The sequence below is a fragment of the Pseudoalteromonas sp. CO325X genome, from assembly GCF_004208955.1.
Taxonomy (GTDB): domain Bacteria; phylum Pseudomonadota; class Gammaproteobacteria; order Enterobacterales; family Alteromonadaceae; genus Pseudoalteromonas; species Pseudoalteromonas ruthenica.
In genome coordinates, this window is the sequence record NZ_SGPG01000033.1 from 47,556 (window position 1) to 66,380 (window position 18,825).

Here is an 18,825-nt window from a genome sequence, read left to right on the forward strand (position 1 = left end):
AACAGAGCCATGGTGAAAAATAGCTATTCCTTCATCACGGTTTGTAAACACACAAATATAATAAACACCCGTACCGAAAATAAACGCTTTTTATTCTAGCAGGATCTAGTATTCATATCCATCCCATGCTTTTTTAATCTGGCTCTTTCCATAGAACGCTACTCGCTTTATGAGTAGACCATCTTCGTCAAAAATAGAATACACATCTAAACAATTCACCATTTTAATAAACTCAGAACTATCAAAAAATCTGCCCAGCTATCCATAACAATAGCCTAAAGCTCCTAGCTTAAATATCAGCGACTGCATTTTACTGCCTGTGGGTTTGTCACCATACTCGCCACCAGCATACGGCTGCTTCAATTTTTAGACTCGCTTTCAGCGCGAATATCATCTTTCAAGTAACTAATAAATAATACGGATGCGGCCACGCTTGGATTTACTTTAATGACAAGCACTATTTATGTATTCGCTCCGTTAACTCTTTTCTCCATAATTTCAATGCAGTCATTAAGAACGCTGCAATTTAGGGAGTTACCCTGAAGGTTATATACAAAGGCTTCCATGGAATTAGCATTCCTGTGCTTATGAACTTCATGAGCCAGGCGATCTCGTATATAAATAAGCGTGGAAAGATTTAGGTAGCCTAACTCTGCAAACGTTTTCATAGCTACTGGAGAGAACCGGTAGTCATAAGTAATAGCGGTATTTTCCGACACATCGTCTCTAATATTTTTAAGCATTTCATCAGAATTGAATGCGTTGATCGCGAGCTCTAGCTTTATATCACCCTTATGTTCCCGATAAAAATTTCGAGCATCAAGTAAAACATAAACCATTTTTAAAGCTAGGTCCCTTTGAAACCTATCTGCCCCATAATCGACGATTTCTAATAATTCATCATACTTATCTATAAATTCTGGCAAGTTTTTCTTTAGTAGATCATTCATAGCGGTCCCTTTCTTTTCTTCATTGCGTCACTAATTGGCTTATGCTCCAGCCTCATAGCAGAGCACCACACTACATGGTTATGATGCCTCGGTGGTTTTGCTTCTTATATAAACCATGGCTTCCTGAAGGTATTTGAGCTCCATTGCAGCGGCCATATGAAACTCACCACCTAATCCAGACTTTCCTCTACTTCCGCGTGTGAAGTCGGCGTTTTGTTCAAATTTAGGTCGCAATGCTTGGCAGGCTAACAGTAATTGCTCTGCGCCATATTCAAGCATTAATGCATTAAGCTCTGATATTACTTTTTCGGGAAGCCCGTTAAATTTGAACAGCCGGGTGCTAAAAATATTTGTCAATTTTTGTTGAAGATCCGTTTCCAAGTAAGTATTCCTCTTTGCGTGATGAATTCTCAAAAACAACCCTACCGTAACCGAGCCGATTCTTAAATTGGAATAACAGTAGAAGGCATCTTTTTCATGGTTTTGCGAGCTTTTCCCACTGAGCTCTGCGCCCAAATCCCGCGTCGAACTCATGCGCAACATAGTATTGAGCACAAGCTGTACATTGACAGGTGATTTTCGACTTCCTCGTTTGTGGGTCTGCCTCATTTAATATTATTTCTATCATGCCTTTATCCGCTTCACTGTGGGCAAAGTAAGGTAGCTGGAGGTATTTCGCGCACCTGCAGCCCGTTGTTCTCACAGCCTCGAGAAACGTTGTAATTCTATCTATTGATACACGCACGCGGTGCTTATTTCCATGAGAGGGCCAATACGAAGAACTAGACAATGGCGTTATTAACTCAAGGCTGCCCGCGAGATTTTGTAAAAAGGTATTGTCTGACACATTCATCAGGCTATATGAAATATCCGATATCTCACGTTCGTTGCCAGATTCCAAAATGCTTATTAAGTCTTCGATTTCCATATCATCCCCTGTGAAAGTAACGCCCGTTCATAGCTGCATGCACATGATTAAAGCGAGCGAAAGACAAACGCTAGTCAAGGGTTTAACTCCCATTAATAGATTATGCACTTGCTAAATTGTCTTGCGACATCCAAAACAAGTGCAAGACTATGTGAACAGCTAAAAAACTAGCTGGGCATAAAAGCATATAGAGTTCAACCCAACCATCACCTAATTTGAATAAGTCACCATCAAGGTCAATGACTGAGGAATGAGTGAATATTAGAGACAAAAAGCCAAAAATAAGAAATAACAATCGAACTTTATGCTTGAGCTTTAAACCCCAACTCACAGAGGTTAATGCTACATAACCAAGTATTCGACCCAAGGAACAAAGAATCCATTGTAAGCTGAAACCAATCGGCATAGTGAAAATATTTGCAACGCCACCAAACAAGCCGATTAGCGCAAATATCATAAGAAATGATGCAGGTAGCCAACCAAGCAAACACTGTTGTTAATCCTATTAACAAACTTCTCCAGAACATATATTGAACCTTGGTTTTTCAAGCACCTTTATAATCGACTAAACATAGTTGGCTAAATTTACAGCTCCCCATAAAACTTAGACACCTTTGATTGAGGCTACATGCTAAGCAACCAAGGCAGTATAAATAGGAAAATAATGAAAAACATGAAGCCATACACATAACCTGTGTTTCTAGACTTTCTCCAAAACAAATTTTGAGCTCTTTGTTCTGACTGGCTCAGTAAATAATCACAATGCGGACATTTGTTTCCCAAATACATTATCAATGTGCAATTAGGACACCTCGCTGATGGCTCAAACTCTGCCATTCCCATGATTGTTGGCTTCTTGGGCTTCATAGCTTCCTCGACACATAACACGCAGGCACCGCAGCCTATCCACTGAAAGTGTTTTTTATGTAATTTAATTGTGCTCTTGTTTAACGGTAGAAAGTATGAGGCTATCAATTTCATTGTTCACAGCACCGATACTACTATTATTTAATATCACGTAACCAAAATTTAGGTCAGTAACAGAACGTGATAGAGAGACCCAACCTCGATTAAATCCAGCAAATCCGAGACTGTTGTTTTCTGTGTCCACAACATAGCTCATGCTCCAGCGCCCGTTAGTATTTGGAGCTGGCTTAATCATTAGATCTATGAGCTTTTCTGGCAACAAAATTGAACCGTTATAATGTCCATCGCTATTACGCAAAACTGCCATATTGAAGCGAGCTAAATCTACAGCCGTTGTTTGTAAGCCCGCCGCTGCTTGTTCATTGAAGTACACCATACCCGTGACTTTACCGGTATCATCATAAGGTGTTGCCGACTTACTCATTACTACCTCAGTAATATTGAACGTTGAATCCTTCATATTTAAAGGTTCGAATACATTTTTCTGCATATAAGCTTCAAATGTCATACCGGATACATCTTCAATTAACAGTTGTACCACTGAATATCCACCACCGGAATAAGACCATTTTGTATTTGGCGCATGGATAAGTTCAACGGGTCCAGCGCCGTTGTTATTACCATTTAGTGAGTCGACAATAGAGGATAACTTGTCTCGAGATTCCCACCCAGTATAAGGCCCCAAAGACAGGCCGGAAGTGTGAGATAGAATATTTCTTAGTGTGACTTTTTTTACATCAAAATCAGACTGGGGAATTTGCCAGCGTTTAAGATATTGATTAATTGGTGTATCGAGATCCACTTTGCCTTGAGCGACTAATTGCATTGCTCCCCAAGCAGTTACCAGCTTAGAAATAGAGCCTACATTGAACAAAGTCCTTTGAGTAATTTTAGTTTTAGCCGCAACGTCAGCAAAACCATAGGAACGAAAGCCCACAACTCTACTTCCATTAACGAATGCCAGAGCAACGCCGGGAGCTTTGTGCTTTTCTAAAATTTGCGGTACACCATCGTCCAAACGCTTTGTGAGCTCAGATATATCTTTAATTTCTTTGCCAATAGAAACGTTGGCAAAAAAAGCCCCCGATATTATCAAGATAGTTCTAATCATAACTTTCCTTGTGTGTTCTGCTCCATGATACGAGCCGTTTTAAGCTTGAACGAGAAGCGAGTGTCAGCCAAGCTTACAACGTCGTTCACGTATTTATTCTGTTAGGCATTGGTAATGACAAACTCGTGAAAGCCTTCTGTTTCAGCAGGCTCCACTTTCTCAACAAGAGCCACATTTAATTGAGTAAACAAGTTACTCCAAAACTTCAACGCCAAGCCGTCGTTTATATAAACTGCTACATGCCATTGTTCGCTCACAGCTTGCATCAAGTGTTGAACGACAAATTTCCCGACACCTTGCTTTCGATATTTAGGGAGGATAAATATATCAGCCAATTCCGGCATTTCTTTACCCCGAATCTCGGTCGTCTCAACAGTGGCAAAGCCTACAACCTGGTCAGAAACAAAAATTAGATAAGCGGCACTCCCTTGTTCACCGCAAACAACGGAATTGAGGTATTGTTCATCAATATCAAAGCGCCCGTCAGTACCAACATCCTCTTGATCAAATGAACTTTGGTGATATTGGTAAAACTGCCACAGCATACACAATGTGCCACTGTCTGTTGTTTTAGTTTTCCTTACTTTGATTTCCATTTGGTGCTCGTTCTTATTAAGGCTCAAATCCATAGCTTCCAACGGTGAAGGCTACCTTGGGTTTCTGATGCCAAATCTACATAGCAGCCCGTTAAGTGTTTAATATAGTTGGCATTTAATTCTACTTCAGTCTTAAAGCCCGAGAAACATTCACCGTTAAGTTGATATTTAATCATCCCATCATGATGTTCCCAGTGATAGGTTTTTCTGAAGTACTCTTTGGCCGCTTCTTCAGTAGGGAAAGAAAAAATTAGTTCGAATTTACAAGATTCTATTTCCGGATAAGCTTTTCGAAGTGACCCAACTAACGTTGCGATTCTATTCATGCTCACCTAGATATACCCCCCCGCATACAACCTCCTTATTACATTCACTTGCAAATCGAATATAACACTAATTGATGCTGAGAATACTATGCTCTCCTGTAAGTACTTTCCAGAGATTAAGGACTTATTTAGTCGAAAGCCGAGACTTCGATTCGTTCAATATCGGCATTAGCTCCGCACTGTGTATAGCTCTTCGAGCAATTCAATATATAATTTTTTTGTTCATTTTCACTGATTCATAAGCAGAAACGGAAGCCAGCCTACCGCTTTAAATGATTCATTAGCTTTTTTGTTCACTTAACAACGCTAGCTTGTACACAAATGGCGCTAAATTAAGTGCTTAGGCACGCCACTGAGCTTACCTTTACGGCCGCTAATACGCTTGCATAGCGCCGAGGGCGTGGCATAATCAGCCCATCAACAACGACGTGAGTTAACTATGAGCTGGTTAGGTAAGTTATCGCACCAACGTGCGCCTTGGGTACTGTTAGCGGTGATTGCCACCGTATTCGAAGCAACTGCTTTGTATTTCCAATATGCCATGGACTTAGCACCATGCATTATGTGCATTTATCAGCGTACAGCAGTCTTAGGTGTGCTATTTGCGGCCTTACTAGGCTGTATTAATCCACAAAATATGTATTTACGCCTAGTGGCGCTGGCGAGTTGGCTGGTTGCCAGTATTTGGGGTTTCTTGCTCGCCAAAGAACATATCATGATGCAAACCACCACAGACCCGTTTGCCTTTGTATGTGAGTTTGAACCTAACTTCCCAAGCTTTATGCCTTTACACGAGTGGCTGCCGAGCTTTTTTGCTGCTACCGGTGATTGTGGCAACATTGATTGGCAATTTATGGGGTTATCAATGCCTGGGTGGATGCAAGTGATCTTTGCGGTGATGGCAGTCGTTGCAATTATCATTACCTTAAGCAGCTTTTTTTATAAACCTAAGGCTTCATGATTTACTTTCTTCCCAGTCAAATTCCGAAACTCAAGTCGCTCAGTCACAATGAGCGACTCGCTATAGTGGCGGATTCATTAAACAGGCTATCAGCGCAGCGCCGAGTCATGCTCAATATTATTAAACTGCTGCTGATCACCCCACTATTTCTGCTGCTGGTGCGCTTTGAAGGCTGGCACATGTTACCATGGCTGCTCTTAGCCGGCATCGCCTATCCTATTATTGTGCTCCCAGTGCGCCATGCATTCGCACTGTTTCACCTTGATGAAGCCATCACCGCACTTAAAAAGGGCAACTAAACGTTGCCCTTTGGTTTATCAGCAATACTTTGCCACTATCTTACCTTCACCAATTCCCGAATTTGCGCCAACGTACTTGCACCAATACCTGGCACAGCGTCTAGCTCATCAACACTACGGAAATTGCCTTGCACCTGACGATATTCGATGATGGCGGCTGCTTTGGTGGGGCCAATGCCCGGCAGCGATTGCAGCTGTTCTTGGGATGCTTGGTTAATATCAAGTTTGGCTGGGGTTACCTGCTCACTCGCTTGTTGAGGTGCCTCAGCAGCGACCACCGCTGGGGTAAGTACAAGCGCACAGGTGGTGTAGAGTGCGGTTAGTAGCTTCATGCTTCTCTCCTTAGAAGTTAAAATAAAAATCCTTGTTACTTCAAAACTAAATAAAGAATAATTACTGAGATGTGTCAAATAAAACTAACGATGAAGTCGTGCTTTTTTGTGGTAAAAATGCTTAACCCTTTAAAAGGAATGATTAAAACCCTTGACGGGCGAATCGCCAACCACTACCCTTACTGTATAAAAAAACAGTACCCTTGAGGAGAAGCCATGGCTGTTGTAACTAAATACGTTGTAGAACGAGACGGAGTCGAGCGCATGACCTTTACTAGCAAAAAAGAAGCCGATGCCTATGATAAGATGCTCGATATTGCCGAAAGCTTAGAAGAGTTATTAGGCGGCGTTGATGTTCCCTTAAGCGAGCAACAAGTAGAAAGCCTGTCGTTGGAAATAGCAAAACAAAAAGACGACTTTATGCACGTACTTAAAGGTACTAAGCCTGCAGCAAAGGCCACAAAAAAAGCCAGCAAAGAGCCAAGTGATAAGGAAAATGTTACCGAGCTCAAAGCCAAAGAAGCGTAAAGCTATTTCTTAGATATAAAAAAAGCCAGCATTGCTGGCTTTTTTTATCATTCGCGTTACTTAGTAACCGCTGCAACGGCATCGGCAAAGTAATCGATATTATCTTTGCTTACCCCTGCCACATTTACACGGCTAGAACCGACGATGTAGATTGAATACTCTTTTTGTAGGCGTTCGATCTGTTCTTTGTTAATCCCAAGGAAAGAGAACATACCGTGCTGGCGTTCAATAAATGAGAAGTCCATGCCTTCGCATTTGTCGTTTAACTTATCCTTAAGCAATGAACGCAAACCATTGATACGAGAGCGCATGTCATCAAGCTCTTGGTGCCACATCGCAGTTAGCTCGTCGCTACTAAGAATAGTATTAACAATATCTGCACCGTGTGCCGGCGGCATCGAGTAAATACTGCGTACCACACTGAGCATCACTGAATTAGCAATATCAGCAGTGGCTTGATCTTTTGAGATCACTGAACAGGCACCAATACGCTCACGGTATAAGCCGAAATTTTTCGAACATGACGAACAAATGATTAGCTCATCTACCTGCGAGGCCAAATGGCGTAAACCCGCAGCATCCTCATCCAAACTCGTACCAAAACCTTGATAGGCGATATCAACAAGTACTGTAAAGCCCTGAACTTTGGCGATTTCAGCTACTTTTTGCCACTGCGCAAAGTTCAAGTCCATGCCGCTTGGGTTGTGGCAACATGCATGTAACAGCACCACATCACCCGCAGGCACTTGGCTGAGCGTGTTCACCATGTCATCAAATAACAACCCTTTGTTATCATAGTCATAGTAAGGGTACTCTTTCACATTCAGGCCAGCCGCTTCAAATAGGCTAATGTGGTTGGCCCATGTTGGCGTAGTCACCCACACCGTGGCTTGCTCATTACAACGCTTAATGAACTCGGCCGCCACCCGTAACGAACCCGTGCCCCCTGGAGCCTGAGCTGTACGCACACGGTCCGCTAGCAAAGCCGGGTGAGCATCGCCAAGTAGTAGTTGCTCCATTTTCTGACAATATTCCAAATTACCGGCCAGCCCAATGTATGACTTAGTGGTTTCATTGGCGAGACGAAACTCTTCAGCCTTTTTAACGGCCTTCAATACAGGGGTTTGCCCTTGCTCGTCTTTGTATACGCCAACACCTAGGTCAATTTTTTTGTCATTGGTGTCGGCTTTAAACGCAGCCATAAGCCCAAGAATTGGATCTGTCGGTAAAGGTTTTAATTGTGAGAACATGGAACTCTCTTTATTATCTCAGGTTAGGTTAGTCCTGACGGCTGGTTGGTAAGTGCTCGCTAATCTCTAAACACGCAGCTATTAGCAACGCAACCTGATCAGGGGTAAAAAACTCGTCGGTAAATGCTTCAGCATCAATAATGCCCACTACTTTACCTGTCTCGTCATAAAGCGGCAAGCAGCTTTCTGCTTTCACTTTGGGGTCACATGTATAGTATTCGCCACCGTTGGCAACATAGTCTTCCACATCATTTATCACCCGAGCAACCCCGCTGAGTGTAACCTGCACATTATTGCTGGTTGTTGCAAAGTCAGGGTTAATAGGAAAAAGAGGACGACTAGGTGCGCCGTAATAAGCGAGCTTAAGTAGCTGTGGCTGACCTTCAATATGTTGACTTTGATAAATACCAAACCAGTCTACGCCACTTTCTTGAACAACAAAATCGACAATCGCTTGAAGCTTTCTCAACTTTGCTTCACTGCTCGGGGGCAAATGTTCGCGTAAATCGAAGGGCTGCTCTTGCAGATGACCAAATAAACTACACGCTCCACCCTCGCCCAACTCAGGAATTTGATATTGCCAACGAACATCGGCACTCGCGTTGTTAAGGTATTGCTGTAGCGCCTGTTGTTTATTCGCCACTAACTTGGGCTCAGCGCTAAGTTGTGCATTTTCTAAGTAGCTTAAAAGCATTTAGCCGTCCAAACATCTAAACATTTAGCCGGATGCTAACACACCTTTTTATTACCGTGCAATACAAAACCGTCGCTTCGACACTAAGCCAGTCATTAGAAGGTAAAAAATAGGGTTCTGAGGCAATATGAGAGGGTTAGTCGATATGGTAGCGAATGCGTATTTCATTTCCCGCTTGATTGTATTCCACATCTTCAGCCAGCTCTTTAAGTAGCTCAATACCACGGCCATAGCTTTGCTGGAGTTGGCTACCTGCTGCGGGCTCAAAAGAAAAACCAGCACCCGAGTCGGTAACGCTTAAAAGCAGTGTTCGTTGCTGTGGCTGATAACAAACTCGCAGGCATATCTCACCTTCGGTGAGTTCGCTTAGGCGTTGTTCACGCTCGCTGTAGTATTGTAAAAAGCCGTCGTCATCGGCCTTCAAAGCAGAGTCTAACCCTAAAATACCGTGCTCTAGAGCGTTGTTATAAGCCTCTGATAACAATATAAACAGTGTCGATTTGTGGGTGTTCAGCCCAGGCAAGTGGCCAACGAGGTCCATCAATTGCGCCACTGGGTCCACCGTTTTCAACTCCTCGGCACTTAACGCTACCTCAAGCTCAATGGGGAGTGGACTTATGGTGTGATTAATAGGTTGTAATGGCGCCTGAGGTTGCGGGTCGATAATCACCACGCTGTAATCGTCTTGTTGATCTTCATTATCGGTAAAATAATGCACAGAGGCAATGATGTTGTCAGTACGGATCATCGCTTGCGACGCCAAGGTGCGTAGCAAACCGCTGTAGCCAAATTGGTGCTGTTGTGCATTTTCGGCCTCAATGATGCCATCGGTGTAAACCACGATACGGCTATATTCATTGAGCGTGACATGGCGCACATCACGCTCAAACTCCTCATCATCCAAAATACCCAATGCCATGTGTTTTGATTCGAGCTGACTAAGCATGTAGCCCGAATGGTCAATAAGATAACCATCAGGCAAGCCGCCCATCCAAAACGTCGCACTTTGTGCATTGGCACTAATTTCGAAAATAGTTGCAGCGCAAAACATATGTGCCGGCAACAAATCGTATAAAGCGGCATTTAACTCTCTGGCTATATCTCCTACGGCCAAGTTTTTTTCCACCATAGTGTAGAAAATACGCGCCACTGGCAGCGCCCCGGTGGCAGCGGCTAACCCATGTCCAGTGAAATCGCCTAATAGATAATATTGCGAGCCATTTGGCCCCAAGGCATTGAGAAACACGTCGCCATTAAACATAGAAGCAGGCGACAAGTGTGAGTCGACCCCCTTGGGTTTATCCCTATGTTGCAGGGCATTATTGAAAATATGCTCGACTAGTTCATGTTCACGTTCGGTTTGATTTTGATAATAGGTTAACGCGTCCGTTTGCTTTTTTGACTCGCTGACTAAATGGCGAATACGCAGATGTGCGTGTAACTTGGCTCGCAATATCTGTAAATCGAACGGTTTGGGCATAAAGTCGTCACCGCCTACGTCCAAACATCTTGCCAATGAGGGGTTATCTTCCAAAGCGGTAATAAAAATAATGGGAGTATAAACTCGTGTATTAGTGCGTTTAAGCTCCGCTGCCGTTTCATAGCCATCCATTTCGGGCATAAGAATGTCCAGCAGTACCACATCAACATCGTGAGCCTGACATTGCGCTAGCGCCTGAATGCCATTTTCAGCTTCGATGACGCGATAGTGGTCACGCTCCAGCATCGCTCGCAGAATACGCCGGTTCATGGACTCATCATCAACAATGAGCACTAAGGGCAAGTCTTCGCTAAGCCCATGTGAAGGAAAGGAAATGTACTTTTCAGTCAATGGTAAATTTCTTATCGAAACGCGAAATTTGGAGAATCTTTTTTAACTGCGGGTTTGCATGGCTGATGGTAATGCCCTCTACCTGCCCCTTCAGAGCTTTATGCATATTGAGCAACATACCCAACGCTGAGCTATCCATGTAACTGGTTTCTCGCAGGTCGACTTCTACGTGCTTAGTGTCTGCGTGCACGTCTGCATAGGCTGTACGAAAATCTTGCACAAGATTAAAGTCAAACTTTTCCTTTATCACTATCACTAGTTTTTGTTTTTCCTCAACATAATGCTGTTGTAAACTCATACCCGCTCCTAAGCCACTGATAATCTACCTGTTTAAAATATAAACCTTGCCAGCCATTTCGCAATGACAACACCAAAATATGTTAGGATGACACTTTATGTTTATTAATTGGAGCAACCCATGAGCGATAATAACTTGGTTTACTCTACCGACACTGGCCGCATTCGACCTGAAAAACAAAGTGAACAGCCGGATGTTAAGCTTTTTAAAGACGGTGCACTGCGTATTGAGCGTCAAACCAAAGGACGCAAAGGCAAAGGTGTCATGCTCGTTGTGGGCATTGATCCGAGCGAGCATGATATGAAAAAGCTGGCAAAAACCCTGAAATCAAAAATGGGCCAAGGCGGCGCCGTTAAAGAGGGAGTGATTGAGATTCAGGGCGACGATCGCGACAAGCTCAAAGGTTTGCTTGAAGCTCAGGGCTTCAAAGTTAAAATTGCCGGCGGTTAGCCTCTATTTAGGGCTATATAACGCCTGCCAGCGCGCTCTCATGGTGGCCGGATCATAGTCAATATGAGCCACCCCACAGGTTGCGAAAATGGGCATTTGCTCAGGGCAGAACTCCGCCACCATGTAACTGACGATTGGCATGTGTGCCACCACTAACCAGGTGTCTATTTCAGTATGAACTTCAGTAAGTGCTTGTAAGTAGTCAACGGCGGTTTTCGCGTTAGCGCTGGGAATAATGTCATCGCACGTTTGCTCCAAGGTGAAACCTCGGCAATGTTCTTTGACACACTCGGCAGTCTGCTGAGCGCGCACATAAGGGCTTACTAATAAGCCTTGTGGATTAAACCTTTGTGCTAACCATTGGCCTACATGATCAGCTTGTTGCCGACCTCTTTGAGTCAGTTCGCGCAAGTGGTCCTGCGCTTGTAGCGCTTGAGCTTCCCCATGGCGCATGATTAAAATGGTTTTCATTGCAAAGAAATCAACTAATTAGCAAAAAAGTTTTAACCTAAAAGCTAGCCATCTTGGTTGCATGTTCGCTATAGTCTAGCTTAACCATCGATATTCGGGTAGGCACCAAGCCGTAACAGCTGGCCCTGAACGTCTTGCAACTTCTCTAGTTTCAGGAGCATTGTTTGAATATCAGCCGCAATGATAACAGACTCTACCAACCGCTGACACTGCCCAATGGTCTTAGGGTGTTGTTGGTCGAGGATCAAGACAGCCAAAAAGCCGCTGCGGCACTGACGGTGAATACCGGGCACTTTGATGATCCTTGGCACCGACAAGGATTAGCGCATTTCACAGAGCACATGTTATTTCTCGGTACCAAAGATTTCCCTGCCTCTGGAGAATTCCACGATTTTATCAGTCATCATGGTGGCAGCAGTAACGCTTGGACTGGCACCGAGCACAGTTGCTACTACTTTGATGTCGCCAACGAGCACTATCACCAAGCGTTGACACGCTTCAGCCAGCTTTTTTATGCACCGTTGTTTAACGCCGAAGAGGTCGATAAAGAACGTAACGCCATTGACGCCGAGTTTAAACTTAAAATAAAGGACGATGGCCGACGCATATACCAGGCGCACAAAGAAACGGTGAATCCAAAACACCCTTTTGCCAAGTTCTCTGTGGGCAACAGCAACACATTAAGTGATGAGCAAAACGCTATTCGCGATGATTTGCTGGCTTTTTTTAAGCAACATTATCAAGCCCAGTGGATGACATTGGTGTTGAGCGGCCCTCACTCTTTGTCTGAGCTCAAGCAATGGGCTCTGGAGCTATTCACCCCCATCACTGGCACCCAGCAACCTAAACCTGCGATCACCGAACCTTTATACCGAGAGCAGGACTTGGGGGTTGAGCTGCATATTGAGCCACACAAGCACTTACAAAAGCTCATAATTAGTTTTGCTATGCCCAGCATTGATGCTTTTTATAAACACAAAACGGTGAGCTTTTTGGCTCACTTATTAGGCTACGAAGGCCCTGGTTCCTTGCACTCACTGCTAAAAAATCAAGGTTGGATCAATGCGTTATCCGCAGGTGGAGGCATTAATGGCAGTAACTTTAAAGATTTTAATATCAGCCTCGCACTCACCGATGAGGGCATTGAGTATTACCAAGACATCGTTGAAACGGTGTTCGCCTATATTGCGCTGATAAAATGTAACGACGATAAGTTGCCACCGCTGTATCGTGACAAGCAAACGTTGTTGCAAATTGCCTTTGATAACCAAGAGCGAGTTCGCTTACTCGACTGGGTCAGCGGTATCAGCGTGAATATGCACCACTACCCCAGCGAGCATTATTTGTACGGTGACTACCTGATGACTGGCTTTAACAGCCAGCAATTTGCTGAGGTACTGCAATGGCTGACTCCCCAGAATATGCGCCTGGTGCTAATTCACCCCGGCGTCGAGCCAAGTCGCTATACAAAGTGGTATAACACACCGTACCGCATCAACGCACTCGATAAAGATTGGTTAACCGCGCTGGAGAGTATTGATACGCCACTTAATACCATGTCTCTGCCAAGCACAAACCCCTACCTACAGCGTCCTTGCGTGCTTCATGAATTAGTGGCGCCAGGCAATAAACCACAAAAGCTCGCCACTCATCCAGGACTTAATTTCTGGTTTAAGCAAGATGCGACCTACCGAGTTGCTAAGGGTCACTTTTATCTCGCTTTGGACTCAGAGCTGGCGGTCAAAGACGTGCAACACATGGCGCTGACTCGTTTATTTGCCGATCTGTTTATTGATTGTGTGGCAGAGCAATTTTACCCTGCTGAGTTGGCTGGGCTGAATTACCATATTTCATCGCATCAAGGCGGACTGACTTTACACACCGCCGGCTTGTCATCAAGCCAACTAGAACTGGTGCAAGGCCTATTGCAAGCGCTGTTTCATGCGGATATTTGCACGAAGCGCTTTGCTGAGTACAAAAAGCAGCTAGTGCGCCACTGGCAAAACAGTAACCAGAACAAGCCTGTTAGTGAGATTTTCAGCCGTATCGGCGCGCAGATTATGCCTTGGAACCCCACCCCGACGGAGCTCGCGCAGGCACTTAAAAGCACCAGTTACATGCAATTTAAACAGTTCCGCCAAGCCTTTTTCGAATCCGTGCATGTAGAGGCGTTTTTACATGGTAATTGGCGCCCTGCCGATGCCTACGATTTCTTACGTTTGGTGCAATCTCATTTGCGTACCCGCGCCAGTATCGACAGCATTAGCCGCCCACTGAATGAAATTACGCAAGTCGACACTCATCACCTAAAACTGCAATGCAGTGACAATGCCATGGTCATTTACTACCAAGCACAGACCGCAGATATAAAAGAAAAAGTATTGATGATGGTTGTTAACCACTTGATTAATCAGCCCTATTTTCATCAACTGCGTACACAGCAGCAATTAGGTTATTTGGTCGGTGCAGGCTATGCACCGTTTAATTCTCGCGCTGGGCTGGCATTTTACGTGCAATCCCCCAATGTCGATGCGCACACGTTACTTTCTCATCACCGCGCCTTTATCAAGCAGTATGTGCAGGGGTTCGCTGAAATTGATGAGCCTCACTGGCAACAAGCCAAGCACAGCCTCTACCGGCAAATTGCCGAAAAGGACAAAAACCTGCGCTTGCGTTCACAACGCTTCTGGTTAGCAATTAGTAACCCGGGCGTCGATTTTAGCCTGCAAAGTAACTTATTAACGACACTTGATGCTATCTCCTTGGAAGACGTACAGCACTATATGCAGCAGCTTTTTTCTCCTTCGCGGGCTCGCATGGAGTGGCTCAGTGACGGGGTTAAACAGTCGCAACAAGCCTTGGAACACGCATAATGCTTTACTCAATCAACGGCTTGAATTAACCTAGCATGATTGTAGTAAATAGAATGACAGTGTGTGTTTAGGTCAGGTTGTAGAAAAGGCTTAATAATAAGCGGATTGTTGCTTGTCAGTGGGTGCTCGTTTGCTCATGAGCAAGCGCACATGCTGTTCGACTCTCCTTTACACACGGTTGTTTTATCACTACTTCTTGCCTTGCTATGCGTTATGACATTCAGTGTTATTTCGTTGCGCCGCTCACGTAAGAAATTGGCACGCTCAGAACAACACCTAAAACTGACCTTAGAAGGCAGTGGTGACATCCTCTGGGATTGGTATATAAAAACCGGTGAGGTCAAACGCGTTAATGATGAGCATGCCAATCACAGTGCAACCACACAAAGTTTTTGCATTCCCCCGAACCAAGCACTGATACACCCACAGGATTTACCTCGCGTTCAAAGTGCCTTACGCGCCCACCTTGCACAAAAAACAGCGTTTTTTGAAGCTAACTACCGATTGCTTGACCAGCAGGGACAGTGGCGATGGATGCTAGATAGAGGAAAGGTGGTAGAAAAAGACGCCCAACTACAACCGCTGCGTATGAGTGGCACAATGAAAGATATCGACGATATCAAAACCACTGAGCAGCGCTTAGACCTATTTGCTAAATGCGTTGAGAATCTCAGTGATGCGATGGCCATATATGACCATGAATTCAAGCTCGTTGATACCAATCCTGCATTCACCGAATTGTTCTCTTTATCTCAGAAAAAGCACCAAGGCTTGGCTTTTACTCTTCCGGGTTTGAATACCAAGCAAATAAGTACACTGAAGCGCCAAGTGCAACAGCACAGCCATATTCAGTGTGAAGTGTCGGTGCGCAGCCAGCATGGCAAAAGATTAGCCATGGAACTGAGCGTGGACCCGGTACTTAACCAACAGGGCGAGGTAGACTACTATATTATGGTCTACTCCGATTTAAGCGAACGCAAAAAGACTGAACAAGCCCTCAATGATTTATCTAATCAAGACAGCCTCACTGGGCTTGCCAATCGTAATCAATTTTTTGTCGACCTCGACACCTTAATGAAACAAGACAGCCACCACGCCATGATGGTGATGGACTTGGATAACTTTAAAAAGATTAATGATTCGTTGGGCCATCAATTAGGCGATAAGCTGCTTATCAAATTAGCCCAGCGTTTAAGTGAACGTAAGCGCCCGCAAGACACTTTTTATCGCCTCGGCGGCGATGAGTTTGCATTGGTGATGCGCGGCACCAACGACATTCATACTATTACCGCGATTAGTAACGACTTTTTGCAAACCATTGCCACACCATTTCGGATGATGAACCATGAACTCGCCATCACCGCCTCGATTGGCATAGTGTTGAGCCCGGAGGATGGCGTATCACCACAAATTCTATTAAAGAACGCTGATACCGCAATGTACCATGCTAAGCAGCAAGGGAACCGTTACTTATTCTTTAATGATGCAATGAACCACCAAGCGGTTAAACGACTGCAAATTGAGAACTTAATGCGTTTTGGTCTTAAGCGGGATCATTTCGAGGTTTTTTACCAACCGAAGATGGATATCGCCACTGGCCAATTAGCCGGAATGGAAGCACTGGTGCGCTTTATAACCCCGAAAAAAGGGTTGATCAGTCCTGGGCAGTTTATTCCCATTGCCGAAGAAACCGGACAAATTATTGAGATTGGTGAAGTAGTATTAAAAAAAGCCTGTCGCGATGTAAAACGCTGGCGCGACGCCGAGCTATTTTCCGGGCGAGTTGCTGTAAACTTATCGGCGAAACAGTTTGCACTGCCTGATTTAACCGATCGTATCGATGCTCTACTGCAGCAATATCATCTTCCCGCCAGTGCGCTTGAGCTAGAAATAACCGAGGGCACCGTTATGGACAGCCCAGAGCAAGCAATCGCGATTATGCACGCCCTAGTAGGGAAAGGAATTCACCTCGCGATGGACGACTTCGGTACCGGTTATTCATCGCTGGCCTATTTAAAACGCTTCCCATTGCACACGTTGAAAATCGACCGCGCCTTTATCGTTGATATGGTTAATGAGCGAGGTAAAAACATGGTCGACTCGATTATTACCATAGCGCAAAACTTAGGTCTTCATGTGGTTGCTGAGGGCGTTGAAGAAGCCAAGCAACTGCAGCAATTAAAGCAGTTGGGCTGCGAAACAATGCAGGGCTACTACTACGCTAAACCGCTTTCGGCTGAGCAATTTGAGGCGTTTTTATTGCGCGAACGCAGTAAAACGCAAGATCAGCATCACTTGTCGCTGGTGCAATAACCACAGTGTGACGCAGGCTCAATGAAGGCTTAACAAGAATATTTTAGGCCGCTGTTAAAAGGACTTTAGAAATGAAAAAAGAATTCACCTTCACCGTCAAAGGGCACCATATTAGAATCATTAACTCCTGGTTCCACGGCGCTAAATTATATGTCGATGGCGATTTGCGAGATGTCGATAGCAGCCTCATTGCCACTGGCAAAACTGCACTGCTATCCGCTAATTTGGGTGAGTTGGGGATTCTCGAGGTGTTCCCATCAGCGCTAATAAGCGTTGAGATGGACGCCTATGTGAGCAAAGGCGATGACAGAGCCCGCGTATATAGTTCCCACCAGCGTCTCAATTTAAAGGAGCAGAGACTTAGGCAGTAATGCCCACTACCACGAATAAAAAGGGCCGCATTGCCATCTCCGAAAAGACCGGCAAAGGCCCTCAAGCGCAGTAACTCACCAAGGCGATAGGCACAAGCGCCTGCCTACACCTCTTACCAGCAGTTGGCTGCGAGACAATCAAATCCACTTAAGTGTTAACTTCGCAGAGTGCACTCTTTCACTTTGAGTCTTGAACAAGTTACAGTCGATTTCAACGTAACTGACCTCACCCGGAGACAAACTTATCTCGGCGCCTTTACCTGAACAGTTGCCAATAAATCGGCCGTTGGAATCGAAGGTGGACGCAACAACCCCCATCGTATACAACTCATCGTTAGAGATATTCTTGAGCTCAGCGGTGATCTTAACGCGGCCATTCTCCTTAAATATCTCCGATAAACTCAGCTCATAGTCAGATGCAAAGTCTTCAAACGAACTCATAGCGTGCGAACGTACGTTTTTCTTAAAACCCATATCGACGGAAGCGGCTATGGTTAAGCTATAAACACTGGCCAAGCCTATAACTGAAATAGCAAAACCAAGCCCCCAAAAGAACCCTTTTAATACTTCATTCATACTTTTAGTTAACATAATACTCTCCTTGGCTTAATGCCTGAATGTTAGGGGTAGCTTTCGCTAGGGAAGCAGTACCCCAGTGGTTCCCTCACCCAATCAGTTTTAATGATGAACTATTTGGTTGTACAAAGACAATCACTCGCGGTAACAAATTCACTCTGTGCCACTGATGAATTGATATGATTGTTTGGGGAAAAACGTTATGTAACGAGGCTTATAGTCTAAGTTGGATGGTGCCGTTAGCCTATGGCACTACTGAGTCTCGCAAACGAACCACGGCTGCTTATTGTTCAGCACTAAGTTATATGTTGTATATCAGGGTGACACGCATTAACCTTGCCTATTCCCTTTTCGTACTGCTCACGCAATGTTTTGACTCTTAGGTACTAAGGTCGCCAAATGATACCGCAGTGGGCAACGCTGCGCATTAATGCACGACGATAATGTACGTTAAATAGCGCTAACGCGACCGGGCCAATTAAGCCACCCGCCAGCGCCCAGCGTTTTGCTGGCATGCCTTTAAACGACGCCACAAAAAACAACAACAAAGCAAAACACACACTCACTAACAACAACATACAACCCCCACTGAATGTAGGCGCGCAGTTTAGCATTTTTACGCTCAGTTATTAACCACACCAAAGTCGTAAGTTCATCGCCCTAAGCAGCAACTATAGTGCCTTTTTAGTGCCTTTGAGCACGTCGCGGCCTAAGCCTGTGGCATAAAAAAGCGCCGGTTA

21 protein-coding genes are annotated in these 18,825 nt (G+C 44.7%); 7 read left to right on the forward strand and 14 right to left on the reverse strand.

Annotated features, from left to right (window positions below):
* Window positions 1–461: 461 nt before the first annotated feature.
* The 6 genes from EXT46_RS17520 to EXT46_RS17545 form a co-directional block, all read right to left on the reverse strand.
* A complete protein-coding gene (locus EXT46_RS17520; protein ID WP_130148855.1) occupies window positions 462–950 on the reverse strand; it encodes a hypothetical protein in 489 nt (162 codons plus the stop codon).
* A gap of 78 nt (window positions 951–1,028) precedes the next feature.
* Entirely contained in the window at window positions 1,029–1,559 is a 531-nt protein-coding gene (locus tag EXT46_RS17525; RefSeq protein ID WP_130148857.1) for a hypothetical protein, read from the reverse strand.
* A 419-nt stretch (window positions 1,560–1,978) separates the two neighbouring features.
* Window positions 1,979–2,365, reverse strand: a complete 387-nt coding sequence (locus tag EXT46_RS17530) for a hypothetical protein (RefSeq protein ID WP_240701160.1) — start codon at window positions 2,363–2,365, stop codon at window positions 1,979–1,981.
* Between the two features lie 444 nt (window positions 2,366–2,809).
* Complete coding sequence (locus EXT46_RS17535) at window positions 2,810–3,916, reverse strand: serine hydrolase domain-containing protein (RefSeq protein WP_130148859.1); 1,107 nt, start codon at window positions 3,914–3,916, stop codon at window positions 2,810–2,812.
* A gap of 101 nt (window positions 3,917–4,017) precedes the next feature.
* Window positions 4,018–4,512: a GNAT family N-acetyltransferase gene (locus EXT46_RS17540; protein ID WP_130148861.1), complete on the reverse strand. Its 495-nt coding sequence runs from the start codon at window positions 4,510–4,512 to the stop codon at window positions 4,018–4,020.
* A 23-nt stretch (window positions 4,513–4,535) separates the two neighbouring features.
* Window positions 4,536–4,838 (reverse strand): hypothetical protein, encoded by a 303-nt coding sequence (locus tag EXT46_RS17545; RefSeq protein ID WP_130148863.1) that lies wholly within the window; start codon window positions 4,836–4,838, stop codon window positions 4,536–4,538.
* A 439-nt stretch (window positions 4,839–5,277) separates the two neighbouring features.
* Between EXT46_RS17545 and dsbB the strand changes: the two genes are divergently transcribed.
* The gene (gene dsbB, locus EXT46_RS17550) at window positions 5,278–5,799 is read left to right on the forward strand and encodes a disulfide bond formation protein DsbB (protein ID WP_022945073.1); all 522 of its coding nucleotides are present in this window, start codon (window positions 5,278–5,280) and stop codon (window positions 5,797–5,799) included.
* Window positions 5,796–6,098 carry a DUF6170 family protein gene (locus EXT46_RS17555; RefSeq protein WP_130148865.1) on the forward strand — a complete coding sequence of 101 codons (303 nt, stop codon included), beginning with the start codon at window positions 5,796–5,798 and terminating at the stop codon, window positions 6,096–6,098. The genes dsbB and EXT46_RS17555 overlap by 4 nt, the downstream gene beginning before the upstream one ends.
* A 35-nt stretch (window positions 6,099–6,133) precedes the next feature.
* Here EXT46_RS17555 and EXT46_RS17560 read toward each other — a convergent pair whose 3' ends face one another.
* Complete coding sequence (locus tag EXT46_RS17560) at window positions 6,134–6,430, reverse strand: ComEA family DNA-binding protein (RefSeq protein ID WP_130148867.1); 297 nt, start codon at window positions 6,428–6,430, stop codon at window positions 6,134–6,136.
* Window positions 6,431–6,646: 216 nt separating this feature from the next.
* On the opposite strand from EXT46_RS17560, the gene EXT46_RS17565 reads away from it, so the two are divergent.
* Window positions 6,647–6,958, forward strand: a complete 312-nt coding sequence (locus EXT46_RS17565) for a YebG family protein (protein ID WP_053911165.1) — start codon at window positions 6,647–6,649, stop codon at window positions 6,956–6,958.
* Window positions 6,959–7,014: 56 nt separating this feature from the next.
* Here the strand turns inward: EXT46_RS17565 and EXT46_RS17570 are convergent, their stop codons facing one another.
* From EXT46_RS17570 to EXT46_RS17585, 4 genes are all read right to left on the reverse strand, one after another.
* A complete protein-coding gene (locus tag EXT46_RS17570; RefSeq protein ID WP_022944739.1) occupies window positions 7,015–8,208 on the reverse strand; it encodes an amino acid aminotransferase in 1,194 nt (397 codons plus the stop codon).
* A 28-nt stretch (window positions 8,209–8,236) separates the two neighbouring features.
* A complete protein-coding gene (locus EXT46_RS17575) occupies window positions 8,237–8,902 on the reverse strand; it encodes a GAF domain-containing protein (RefSeq protein ID WP_053911163.1) in 666 nt (221 codons plus the stop codon).
* 136 nt (window positions 8,903–9,038) lie between these two features.
* The gene (locus EXT46_RS17580; RefSeq protein WP_240701161.1) at window positions 9,039–10,733 is read right to left on the reverse strand and encodes a fused response regulator/phosphatase; all 1,695 of its coding nucleotides are present in this window, start codon (window positions 10,731–10,733) and stop codon (window positions 9,039–9,041) included.
* A complete protein-coding gene (locus EXT46_RS17585) occupies window positions 10,726–11,031 on the reverse strand; it encodes an STAS domain-containing protein (RefSeq protein WP_022944742.1) in 306 nt (101 codons plus the stop codon). Before EXT46_RS17585 ends, EXT46_RS17580 begins: the two co-directional genes overlap by 8 nt.
* A gap of 120 nt (window positions 11,032–11,151) precedes the next feature.
* Here EXT46_RS17585 and EXT46_RS17590 point away from each other — a divergent pair, with 120 nt between their 5' ends.
* Window positions 11,152–11,481, forward strand: a complete 330-nt coding sequence (locus EXT46_RS17590) for a translation initiation factor (RefSeq protein WP_053911162.1) — start codon at window positions 11,152–11,154, stop codon at window positions 11,479–11,481.
* A gap of 3 nt (window positions 11,482–11,484) precedes the next feature.
* Here the strand turns inward: EXT46_RS17590 and sixA are convergent, their stop codons facing one another.
* A complete protein-coding gene (sixA, locus tag EXT46_RS17595) occupies window positions 11,485–11,952 on the reverse strand; it encodes a phosphohistidine phosphatase SixA (protein WP_130148869.1) in 468 nt (155 codons plus the stop codon).
* A gap of 164 nt (window positions 11,953–12,116) precedes the next feature.
* On the opposite strand from sixA, the gene EXT46_RS17600 reads away from it, so the two are divergent.
* From EXT46_RS17600 to EXT46_RS17610, 3 genes are all read left to right on the forward strand, one after another.
* The gene (locus EXT46_RS17600; protein ID WP_130148871.1) at window positions 12,117–14,825 is read left to right on the forward strand and encodes an insulinase family protein; all 2,709 of its coding nucleotides are present in this window, start codon (window positions 12,117–12,119) and stop codon (window positions 14,823–14,825) included.
* A 213-nt stretch (window positions 14,826–15,038) separates the two neighbouring features.
* Complete coding sequence (locus EXT46_RS17605; RefSeq protein ID WP_235045733.1) at window positions 15,039–17,138, forward strand: EAL domain-containing protein; 2,100 nt, start codon at window positions 15,039–15,041, stop codon at window positions 17,136–17,138.
* Window positions 17,139–17,209: 71 nt separating this feature from the next.
* Window positions 17,210–17,509, forward strand: a complete 300-nt coding sequence (locus EXT46_RS17610; protein ID WP_045979849.1) for a hypothetical protein — start codon at window positions 17,210–17,212, stop codon at window positions 17,507–17,509.
* A gap of 138 nt (window positions 17,510–17,647) precedes the next feature.
* Here EXT46_RS17610 and EXT46_RS17615 read toward each other — a convergent pair whose 3' ends face one another.
* A complete protein-coding gene (locus EXT46_RS17615; protein WP_130148873.1) occupies window positions 17,648–18,100 on the reverse strand; it encodes an FxLYD domain-containing protein in 453 nt (150 codons plus the stop codon).
* A gap of 371 nt (window positions 18,101–18,471) precedes the next feature.
* Complete coding sequence (locus EXT46_RS17620) at window positions 18,472–18,663, reverse strand: hypothetical protein (RefSeq protein WP_022944749.1); 192 nt, start codon at window positions 18,661–18,663, stop codon at window positions 18,472–18,474.
* Window positions 18,664–18,825 lie beyond the last annotated feature (162 nt).